General features: G+C 38.7%; 7 protein-coding genes, 1 other RNA gene and 1 pseudogene. 2 read left to right on the top strand and 7 right to left on the bottom strand.

Annotated features, from left to right (window positions below; translation table 11 throughout):
* Positions 1 to 1,772 (bottom strand): glycoside hydrolase family 35 protein (locus LACDD01_RS00080; RefSeq protein ID WP_082779228.1); only part of this gene is annotated, 1,772 nt, incomplete at its 3' end.
* 9 nt (positions 1,773 to 1,781) lie between these two features.
* Positions 1,782 to 2,936, bottom strand: a complete 1,155-nt coding sequence (locus tag LACDD01_RS00075) for a glycoside hydrolase family 88 protein (RefSeq protein ID WP_061412407.1) — start codon at positions 2,934 to 2,936, stop codon at positions 1,782 to 1,784.
* A gap of 353 nt (positions 2,937 to 3,289) precedes the next feature.
* On the opposite strand from LACDD01_RS00075, the gene LACDD01_RS00070 reads away from it, so the two are divergent.
* Entirely contained in the window at positions 3,290 to 6,268 is a 2,979-nt protein-coding gene (locus LACDD01_RS00070; protein WP_061412404.1) for a polysaccharide lyase 8 family protein, read from the top strand.
* A gap of 267 nt (positions 6,269 to 6,535) precedes the next feature.
* On the opposite strand, the gene ffs is transcribed toward LACDD01_RS00070, so the two are convergent.
* The 4 genes from ffs to LACDD01_RS00050 all read right to left on the bottom strand — a co-directional run bounded on the left by ffs (position 6,536) and on the right by LACDD01_RS00050 (position 8,450).
* Positions 6,536 to 6,631, bottom strand: an RNA gene (gene ffs / locus LACDD01_RS00065) — signal recognition particle sRNA small type.
* Between the two features lie 53 nt (positions 6,632 to 6,684).
* On the bottom strand, positions 6,685 to 7,146 hold the full coding sequence (locus tag LACDD01_RS00060; RefSeq protein ID WP_061412401.1) for a hypothetical protein: 462 nt from the start codon (positions 7,144 to 7,146) through the stop codon (positions 6,685 to 6,687).
* A gap of 78 nt (positions 7,147 to 7,224) precedes the next feature.
* Positions 7,225 to 7,716, bottom strand: a complete 492-nt coding sequence (gene tadA / locus LACDD01_RS00055) for a tRNA adenosine(34) deaminase TadA (RefSeq protein WP_061414100.1) — start codon at positions 7,714 to 7,716, stop codon at positions 7,225 to 7,227.
* On the bottom strand, positions 7,716 to 8,450 hold the full coding sequence (locus tag LACDD01_RS00050) for an MBL fold metallo-hydrolase (RefSeq protein WP_061412398.1): 735 nt from the start codon (positions 8,448 to 8,450) through the stop codon (positions 7,716 to 7,718). The genes tadA and LACDD01_RS00050 overlap by 1 nt, the downstream gene beginning before the upstream one ends.
* 306 nt (positions 8,451 to 8,756) lie before the next feature.
* Between LACDD01_RS00050 and LACDD01_RS12565 the strand changes: the two are divergent.
* A pseudogene (locus LACDD01_RS12565) lies at positions 8,757 to 9,867 on the top strand (transposase).
* Between the two features lie 58 nt (positions 9,868 to 9,925).
* On the opposite strand, the gene LACDD01_RS00040 reads toward LACDD01_RS12565, so the two are convergent.
* Positions 9,926 to 10,597, bottom strand: coding sequence for a YoaK family protein (locus LACDD01_RS00040; protein WP_061412396.1), 672 nt, complete (start codon positions 10,595 to 10,597; stop codon positions 9,926 to 9,928).
* Positions 10,598 to 10,789 lie beyond the last annotated feature (192 nt).

The following is a 10,789-nucleotide window of genomic DNA, read 5'->3' as shown; positions in this document are numbered from 1 at the left end:
AATACTGGTTGACTTGAAAAGTTTAAGCTGGTAATTTCTACAGCTTCTGTTTCAAAGACAAGAATTTCATTCTCTCCTTCATGGAGAAAGTCCTTCGGACAATACAAACTGTACACAGGCCCTTGGTTCCAATAACGACCAAGATTCTTACCATTCACAATGATAACACCTTTGCCATAGTTCGAGCAATCGATGAAAGTATCTGCCACCTTATCCAAGCTCATATTAAAGCGATAAAAAGAAGGCTGTGCTGGATTTTTACCTGCACTAAAGTCAATTCCACTTAACTGTTCCGCAGAGAAATCTAAAGGATATTGTGTATAACCTTGGTGAAAATGTATGTCATGCATCATGCCACCACGTATACCTTTTTGCTGACTTGGATGATTAAACTTAAAGCCATAATTGACACGGCCTAAATTCTCCACTAAACAGTCCACTTGAATCTCTTCTTGATTTTCCGCTACATCCAACAATATTTCTTGCCCAATTTCTTCTTGGTATTGTGTGTGTTTATGTTGACCATCAAGATAAATTTGGAGACGGTCGCTCGCTTCAACAATCTTAAGTTTAGTCTCTTTACCATAATTTTTTAAGACAGTAGAATAAAGCATATAACCATAGCCTGTACCTGCTGCTTCTAAAGTGAGAGGATAAGCGGTTGTTAAAGCCTTCATCATGTTATCTTTAGTCTTAAATAAAGATACACTCTCTGAAACTTTAAAAGAACCAAGACTTTCAATTTCCTTGACACGAGGCTGCGCTTGCCAAACATCTGGGCACACTTCTTTGATCGCTTTTTGAACAGCATAATATTTGGCAGTAGGTTCCCCTGCCTCTGTTAGCAAGGCATCGTAATCATAGCTGGTAATTTGTGGTAGATTTCCCGTGTCACGCGCAGAGCAACCATTATAAAAGCCAAAATTGGTCCCACCGTGGAACATATAAAGATTAAGCGAACCAAGCTTCAGCATGGCTTTAACTTCATCTGCTAAATCTTGCGGATCACGATTAATAATCGGTTCTCCCCAACGATTGAACCAACCATCCCAATATTCCATACACATAAGCGGCCATTTTTTACCATGTTCTTTCATAAATCCTGCGAGCACTGCTGCGTTTTCTTTCGAACGGCTGCCGAAGTTTCCTGTAACCAAAACATTATCTTCAATCAAAGAACCCGCATCAAGCGCTGCCTGCCAAGCACCATCTGAAGTAAACAAGGGTACATTAATCCCATATTTTTTCATAAGTGCCATCGTTTGGCGAAGATATTCCTTCTCCATCCCATAAGAACCATATTCGTTTTCAACTTGCATCATGATAACAGGACCACCTGCAGTGATTTGTAATGGTGAAAGATATGGAAGTAATACCTTAAAATAGTTTTCCACCTTGGTCATAAAGCGTGAGTCTGTGGAACGAAGACGCATTTCTGATTCCTTCAGCAACCAGGCTGGAAGTCCGCCAAATTCCCATTCGGCACAGATATAGACAGAAGGCCGTAAAATAACCATGAGCCCTAAACTTTCAGCCAGCTTAACGAAAGCACGAATATCTTTCATGCCTTCAAAATCAAATACTCCTTCTTCAGGTTCATGAATATTCCAAGGAATATAAGTTTCTACAGTATTTGCACCAAGTGCTTTCAGGTTATAAAGACTGTCTTCCCACTGACTTTGGGGAATTCTAAAGTAATGAATAGCACCACTTATTATTTTAACTGGCTTATTATCCAGCATAAATTCTTCTTTTATTTGAAATGTTTTCACTACTTCTCCTTACCAATATCGGTTCCATTTGTCATTCGCTAGGCGCATGAGCGCTTCAAAATAGAAATAATCGCCCCAGAGGTTAGGTTCATCAATACCTTTGCCTTCTGCAAAAGCATATACCCCATGTTGCAACAAGCCTTCATTTCCATCTGCTGCCTCAGTATAAAATTCTCCCAACTGATAAATGAGTCCCTTAGCCATACCCTCTGCTTCTGGATAAGCTTTTTGCTGTGCAGCTTCTAAGAAGCCACACGCTGCAATAGCTGCTGCTGAACTGTCTTTAGCAGATGGTTCTGCATCTGTATAATCAAAATCCCAATATGGAATAAGATCCTGAGGCAAATGCTTCAAGAAAACTTCTACCACAGAAGGGTATACCTCAGGAAAAATAGCGGAATGAATATAACTTTCATTAAGCGGAATTCCTAAAATAGCCCATGCCTGCCCACGTGCCCAAGTTGACGTATCGCTATGTCCTTGATGTGTAGCTCCATATGCTGGTTGTCCTGTTTCGAGATCAAAATAATAAGTATGATAAGTACTTGCATTGTCACGGAAAACTGTTTTGAGCAAAGTCGCATAATGCTTCAGCGCTACTTCTTTGTAAATTGCTTTACCAGAATATTCTGTTGCTGCAAAGAGTAAGGGAAGATTGATGAATGAATCAATAATGACACGATATTCTTTAGGATCGCCATACTTGCCCCAAGCTTGAATAAAATTACCTTTTTCTTGAAAACGGTGAAGCAAGACATCCGCAGCTTGAAGTAAAGTCGCTTTATAAGTTTCATTTCCAGTTAACTTATAAGCCGCCCCCGCTGACAGACTATATAGAAACCCGATATCATGATGATCTAACACAAAATGATCGTCTAATCTCTTTTGGAAACTTTCCATGTTGGCTTCGACACGATGTAAGAATTTTGCATCCCCTGTATATTCATAAGCCAAAGCTATCATTCCTGTCCAAAATCCATTGGTCCAGTCGTCATTCCCTTTGATACGATATTTCCCATCTGTGGCACAAGCCGAAGGAAAATCATCGCCAAAACGCTCCATGTTTCTTTCAATTTTTACAATTATTTTCTTTATTTGATTGTCCAGCCAAGCTTGGTCGATATTTTGACCGAGCTGAATTAATTTTTTCTTATTCGTATTCATAACTCAACCTCTCTTAATATATTAACATGTTATATTATAACTTTTACTTGACAAAATAGCAAGAAATTTTTGATGGTCTAATAAAAAACTACAGCCGAGATATTTATTACCTAAAAATTAATTATCCCTCAATAGTGCGCAAGTAAGCGTTATCTAAATAGGTTGACAATCTTCTTAACATACTATATACTTACTCATAGATAATATAACATGTTAAATTATACTACTTATCATAAAGAAAAGGAGCGTCCAAAAGTAAATATTGAAAAGATTTAGATTAACTGTTCTAAGTCTCTTTTATTGTACTTTAAAACAAGCATTGGGAATATAAATAAATACACGGAGAATATGAAATGACAAAAAAACTATTTTATTTTATTGCTTTCTTACTTGTGAGCATTTCAATAAGTTTCACATTCAGTCAACGAGCTACAGCGGAGAGCTATACTTCTGATTTCAGTAATCAGCTTGGGACTTGGAAAGATTTGGTTGGCCTAGCAGATAAAAGAATCTCTCAAGGACAGCTAAATATAGCTAATCAAAAGATAAGTACAGGTTATGAAAGTATTTCGCTCAATACAGATGCAGGAAATCGTAGTTCTGGTGATGTGCAAATAACTTTTGTATACAATGGACAAACAAATTTTGGGCTTGTCTTTCGGGCTGGCGCAGAAAACACCAAAAATTATCAGTCCTTTGCTTATATGAGTAACGGAAACTGGCAGCTTGGTCAGCCAGGAGGCAAATGGATAACAGATATCCACAGTCAAAGTCTCGAGGTCGGGCAGACCTATAAGCTACTTCTACGTTATCAGGACACGAGTATTAAAGCTTACCTTAACGGCAAGATAATCTATGATAATCCCCATGTTACTTACAGCGATGGGTCAACCATCGATGGGGACTGGACCGGAGCCACAGGTTTACGTCTTTTTGGTAATCTGAGTCAGCTGTCGCTCTTATCACTGAAAACTGGCGAAGTTAACAGTATACCTGAAGTTTTAGATACGCAGCAATTTATAAGCTTACGTGACAAGTGGAAGCAACAACTAATCACTGAAAATTATGATTCTAACAATACTCCACTCGTCAAATATGTGAATACTTTGTCCAAGAATGCTCAAAACCTTTACCAAAGTATGAATCGTAGCCCTGATCGAAAAGAGCTGTGGCCTTTGAAAGCTGGGGACACACCTTCTGCAAATCTGACGACCCAATTTTCTAACCTCTACCTTCTCTCACAGGCTTATGGCACTGAAGGAACAGATTACTATCTCAATCCCGAACTGCTCACTGATATTCAGTCTGGACTTGATTTTATGGTAAGTCAAAAGGGCTACAATGGTCAGAAATACTATGGCAATTGGTGGGATTGGCAGGTTGGGATTCCTCAAAAATTTATTGGCAGCTTAATGATTCTTGGTGATAAGCTACCGTCAGATAAAATACAGGAATATACCAAAGCAATCCAGTCCTATGTTCCCAATCCTTATCAGCAACTCTATACGAAAGCACAGGATGTATTTGTTGATCTGGCTTTCATTACTAATTTTTCAACCACTGGAGCAAATAGAACAGACTTGGCCTTATCTGTGCTTGGCTTAGGAATTTTACAAGAAGATGAAAGTAAGATCGAGCTGGCATCAAACAGTATTAAAGAAGTTTTTCAAACAGTAACCAAGGGAGACGGCTTTTATCCTGATGGCTCTTTTATTCAGCACAATAACATCCCTTATACTGGTTCTTACGGCAATGTTCTTGTGAAAGGTGTCGGACAAATCCTCGCTACCACCAAAGGTTCAAGCTTTGAAATGGACAGTCAAACTGTTTCAAACTTTGTCTCTACTGTTGAACAATCATTTATCCCTCTCATCTATCAAGGAGCGATGCTTCCAGGTGTCAATGGACGATCAATCTCACGCGCTCCGAAAGATACGCAGGTCGGCTACGGTTCAACCACGATGTATAATTTGCTTATCGTTGCTAACTTAGCATCCGAAGAAAGTCAAAAGAAGCTGCAAGAAGCAGTGAAATACTGGATGCAAACCAATCCTGATTATTATCTCAATAACACGAGGGACTATAATGACTTACAGATGACCCTTTCTTTAATGTCAAATAGTGCAATCACTGGAGATATGCTCCCCTTTACGGGAACAAAAGTCTTCGCCTCAATGGATCGTTTTGTTCAAAGTAATCCAACTTACATGACAAGCCTAAGCCTATACTCCAACCGCACCTCTTCTTTTGAAGCAGGAAATGGTGAAAATAAACGTGGCTGGCATACAGCTGATGGCATGTTTTATCTCTATAATAACGACGGTGTCCAATTTGGTAATAGTTACTGGCCAACGGTTGATCCTTATCGTTTACCTGGGACAACCATAGATACTGTAGCGCTTCAAGATGAAAACTCATCCTTTACTACCGTAACTTCTCCCGAAACATGGGTCGGTGGAGCAGCTGAAGAAAATCAAGCCGTGATGGGTATGGCGCTTAATAAGCAAGGCACTAAAAACAACGGTACCGTCCTTCCGATGAATCTTCGTGCTAAAAAATCATGGTTTGTTCTTGAAGACCAGACCATTGCCTTAGGTGCGGGAATTAGTGGTGACACAACTGCTTCCATCGAAACGGTCGTGGACAACCGTCTTCTTAATGACGCATATCACTATCAAGTCATTTCAAATAAGGGAAATATCACTGATGCTTCTGAAGAAAGTAAAAAAGATTGGCTCCTCTTGCAGTCTGACCATCAAAATGCTTCTATTGGTTATTACTTCCCAACTTCTTCAGACGTCACTGTGCAAAGTGAAAAAAAAACAGGAACTTACGCCGCTATCAATAGTGCCTTTCCAAGTGACAAAACTTATAGTGGCGAATATCGCAAATTCCTGATAAACCACGGGCAACATCCTCAAAATGCAAACTATGCTTATGTTATTCTTCCTGAAGTAACGCAAGAAAAGCTTAAAAATTATACCCAAGATAATACTCTTAAAATTCTTGCAAACACCGAAAGTATCCAAGCTGTGCAAATGGAAACCGCTGGCTATTTAGGAATTAATTTCTGGGCTACCACGGGAGGAAGCTTAGCAGACATCACCACAGACAAGCCGATTTCCTTGTTAAAACAAACCAAGCAAACCCAAACCACATACACAATCGCAAATCCCACGCAAACCAATGAAACTGCTCATATCCAATTGCCAAAAGATTTCAAGCATATCCTTTCGATGAGTGACGGCGTAAGTTTTGATGAAGCTACAAACACTCTAAGCATTGACTTTTCGGGCAGTGCGGGGAGTGCTAAACAAATTGTTGTGGAGTGATTTTCGTTAATAGGCATATAATTTATATTGCTTATTCGACTTTTTCAAGTCAAAACCATCCGTTGTACGGATGGTTTTCTAGTTTTACTTTCGGAACAACTTGAAGATGGACCTAAAAAAGCATAGCAAGATATAACTATACTTTTTATAATCATTATTAGTTTTTTTTGCACATTAAGTATAGCACACGCTATGTTTAATACGAAGGCAAATGAAAAAGCTTTTTGATAAAGTTTTCCTGCGGTATGAAGTTAAAATAAATTATTTTATCACAAAAAAAAGAGCACATAAGCTCCATACTTAGTGCTGCTACCGTCAGGTCCTGACACGCTTCGTAAGAAACTTATTGCTCCGAAATTTATTATAACATACTTCTTCTTGTTTTGACAAGCTTTGACTTTATCAAAAAAATTTTATCATTTACTTGAAGATTTCCGCCCCTTATAAACTTCCACAGCACGTTCATAATCTTCTTTCATGGTTGGAAATTGTTTCTTGATAGCATTTGCTCCAATAAAATAAAAGACAATCACCAAAATCAATACAAGGAAATTAATCAAAGAAAGAATAGCTACAAGCATACTTCCTTGTGGTTGCGCGATGAGAGTCATCACATAAAAAATTGCCAGTACATTGTAAAAATAATAAAGAATGGGTGCTACATGACAGATTTTAGGTGAGTGAATCCGTACATAACCAATATGGGTAATAATCGCAAACACAACAAGAATTACTCCTGCTGCATTGATCGTAAATCCAAGGAAAACAGCGATAAAAAGTACAATCAATCCAATAGGAATACTGATACTATTGAGCCAGGCGCAGTAAGGTGCTGTTTCTTCTTTGTAGCGCTGCTTGGGAGTTTTCTCGGCGTCCATAAGTTGTCCTCGTTTTTCTATTTTATCCTTTGTCTATGGTAACAAAAACTTACAGAAATTTCCTCTAAAAAAGAACAGTTACACCTGCTCTTTTTTTTCTTTATTTCTCTTTCTCCGATGTTGGAAAAAATCTTTCATGATATCGGCGCACTCAGTTTCTAAAATGCCACTTTCTACAGTGACACGATGATTGAGCCGTTTATCTTCCAAGATTTGATACAAACTTACCGCAGCTCCAAACTTGGGATTTGTTGCGCCAAAGTATACTTGTGGAATACGAGCTAAACCAATGGCTCCAGCACACATAACACAAGGTTCAATAGTAACAAATAAAGCACAGTCTAATAAACGCCAGTTCCCTACAGCTTCATTAGCAGCTTCAATCGCACAAATTTCTGCATGGTGCGTAGCACGGCCATCAAGTTCTCGGCGGTTAAAGCCGCGGCCAATTACTTCACCCTCGTGTACAATGACCACGCCGATGGGCACTTCTTCATTTTCTGCTGCCTTTTGGGCTTCAAGCAGTGCTTGCTGCATGAAATATTCTTTTTCTTGCTGGCTAAACTCCATTATACCGTCCATTTCATATGGGGTTGAGCCAAGTCAACCGGTATATTTCCTGCTGCTTCTTGCGCTTCCCCACGTAATACCTGTAAGTCACCAACTTGCGGCAGATGTGTGAGGACTAGTTTTTTCACATTGGCTTGTGCTGCAATTTCTCCTGCTTCTACACTGGACAAGTGGTTAGGCATTTTGGCCTTATCCTTGAAGAAATAAACGTCAGCCAGCAAGATATCTGCATCTTTGGAAAAATCAACAAGTTCTGCAAAATAGCCCGTATCTCCTGTATAAATTAAAACCTGTCCTGTCGCTCTCTCAACAATACGCATCGCGTAGCAAATAACAGGATGCACTGTTTTTAAGAACTGAATATCAAAGGGTCCAACAGATGTGCCATTTTCGATATCATAAGCAATTCCCTCACTGACATTTTCCAAAGATAATTTTGAAAATTCATATTCATTTTCCTGATGCCCATAAATTGGCAACATTTCTGGTTTCACTGTTTGCAGCTGACGATATTGACGCAAAGCGCCCAAGTCTGCTATGTGGTCTTCGTGGTAGTGGCTCAAGATGATTGCATCCAAATCATTGGGTGAAAGCTCATGCTCAAGTTCCGTCACGGCACGTGATCCAGCATCCAATAAAAGATTAAATCCCTCTTCACTTTGCAATAAATAAGAAGTTGTGCCGGCATCACGTGTGGGATAACCCCCCCATACACCGAGTGCTGTTAATTTCATATTTATAGTCATTCCTTTCCACTTCAAGGCACAACACGAAATTAAAAAGTGTTCTGCTTGGATGAAGTATTTTCTTTTAATTTTTGTTATCCTGTTCTTGGATAAGTCTGCTTATCCCCCCCGGGAAGAGAGTAGATGTTAGCACACGTTTCAACCTTACATCTTTATAGGTGTAGTGTAGCTTTACAAGAACAACTAAATGGGGCAGAAAGCACGTAAACTTACTTTTGAATAAACGACTCGTTTGTAAAAAGCTTCGCAGTCCTTGAGGAGAATTTCTACAATATTATATTAGGAGGATGTTATATGTTAAAATTTGTGTATCCCATCTGTTGTGGGATTTACGTCCATAAATCTTTCGCTATTGCGGTGATTGTTCACACCAACAACAAAGGAATTACGGAATATATCCATCACCGATTTTCAACCTTTACCAACGGTCTTAAAGACCTCGCTCAGTGGTTAGAATACCACTCTTGTTTTGATATGTATATAGGATCTACGGGGAAAGAAAACAGATAAGAAGAATACGCAATGGATTGCGGATTTATACAAACACGATCTGGTTTCTGGCAGTTTTATTCCGCCACTCAAAATTAGGCAACTCCGTTATTTATTTCGTTACCAAATAAAATTAGCTCGCCTTCAAACAGCAGACGAAAATTGCTATCAAAATTCTTTAACTTAGTCTAACCTTCAGATTTCAAGTGTTGTTTCTGATATTTTCGGAAAAGTGCTCAAAATATTATTAAGAGCATCCTTGGGTCTCCTGATGAGCTTCTAAACCTTGAAAAAATAATGTGATAGCTAATAACATGAGAGCAACTGTCGAAGAATTAACTTTAGCTACGGATTGCAAGATTACCCCTGAACAAGCGAATAAACTACGTGTCATTAAAGCGCATTTTGATGCCTTAACTTTTTGTAAGGGCAATCTTGATCAGCTTATTACTGAACTAGGGAAAGAATTTCAAGAAGAACAGAAACTTGTACAGGCCGTCCCTGACTTCAAGAATCCAATAACTACTTGTGTCTCGTCGAGTACTCTCTGAGCTTGGTGTTGGGCTGGAGTAGTGCCTGCTAAAAATGAGAGTGCTGGAAAGAAATTTTCTATACGAATATCTAAAGACGGACAATATCTTAAACCTATACTTATTCAAATTTCGAATGCCTTAATCCGTTCTAAGAAACCTCCTGAAGAAATAAGCGTCTCCAACTAAAGATGCGCAGAGGATGCAAGAAAGCTATTATGGAGATTTGTTACAGACTACTGGTCGCGATTTATCACGTGCCAAAGAAAAATGAAGCTTACAATCCTGAACTTTATCAACAACTAAAATATGTAACGCCAGATAAGTCAGTTACAATTCAAGAAGCCGCAGGGTATACTCAAAGTCACGATTTTACAGTTATTTGATTTTTTGAGTTCTTTCAAAATAGGGGGCGTGTGCTTTTTTTACTCCGATTGTAGCGTGTCAATTATTTTTGCTTTTTTCAAACCTTAACATAAAGTAAACGATAATTAAAAATGTGCTGGATACAAGTAATGTCCAATTGCCAAAGGTATCGGCACAATAAGTACCCAATATAGTACCTAGGAAGAAGGCACCAACCAAACTGGCCAAGACACGGAAATTTTGCAAGTAGCGTTGCTCGTGGGTCAACGCGTAATTCGTTAAGTTAACCATGGTCGACTTCAAATTACCGGTCATCATAATACTCCCATAAGGAAGGCCTCTTGTTTTACTGAAAGTATCGTGCTGAATGGCCATAAAGAATGATAAAAAACCAACAAAGATAGAAACGGGCAATTTTAAAAACATTGCATAGAATAAGGTAAAAATTGTTACACCCGTCCATTGCAATAAAAGCAGGTAAATCGTATCGGGTTTATTCTTTTTCCTTAGGTAAGAAGAATAAATGTTTTTAAAAACCACCCCACTAGCAAAAAAGAGAACAGGAATTATAAAATCCACTACACGTATAAAATTCCCTTTGGCTAAATAAACAGCCGCCTGTATCATGTTCCCTGTTTGCATCCCGATAAAGCGCCCATCAAAGTGGAAAAAGGAAAAAGCATCCATAAATCCAGCATTCATCGCCAAGAGCGAGGCCACTCTTAGTTTTTCTCTTATCTCAGTGTCCATATTCTTATTATATCATGTTCAACTTATTTTAGCACCCCCCCTTACCGTTCTCTACTCCCATCTCCACACTTTTATTTTCTGAAAAATTTAGCATATTTCTTCCTAAATCCTCTCATTTCCCATTATTCTATTTAGTTTTCAAAAAGTAGAACAATACACTTAAGATAACCCTAAAATACTTGGCACAACCAG

It is taken from the genome of Lactococcus sp. DD01 (assembly GCF_001578715.1).
Classification (GTDB): domain Bacteria; phylum Bacillota; class Bacilli; order Lactobacillales; family Streptococcaceae; genus Lactococcus; species Lactococcus petauri.
The sequence above is the reverse complement of the archived record's forward strand: the minus strand, read 5'-3'. Positions and strand labels throughout refer to the sequence as shown.

Bases quoted from the DNA above. Each gene is read 5' to 3' on its own strand.
- LACDD01_RS00070 (WP_061412404.1), top strand. From the start codon at position 3,290: ATGACAAAAAAACTATTTTATTTTATTGCTTTCTTACTTGTGAGCATT.
- LACDD01_RS00050 (WP_061412398.1), bottom strand. From the start codon at position 8,450: ATGAAATTAACAGCACTCGGTGTATGGGGGGGTTATCCCACACGTGAT.
- LACDD01_RS00060 (WP_061412401.1), bottom strand. From the start codon at position 7,146: ATGGACGCCGAGAAAACTCCCAAGCAGCGCTACAAAGAAGAAACAGCA.
- LACDD01_RS00075 (WP_061412407.1), bottom strand. From the start codon at position 2,936: ATGAATACGAATAAGAAAAAATTAATTCAGCTCGGTCAAAATATCGAC.
- LACDD01_RS00040 (WP_061412396.1), bottom strand. From the start codon at position 10,597: ATGGACACTGAGATAAGAGAAAAACTAAGAGTGGCCTCGCTCTTGGCG.
- tadA (WP_061414100.1), bottom strand. From the start codon at position 7,716: ATGGAGTTTAGCCAGCAAGAAAAAGAATATTTCATGCAGCAAGCACTG.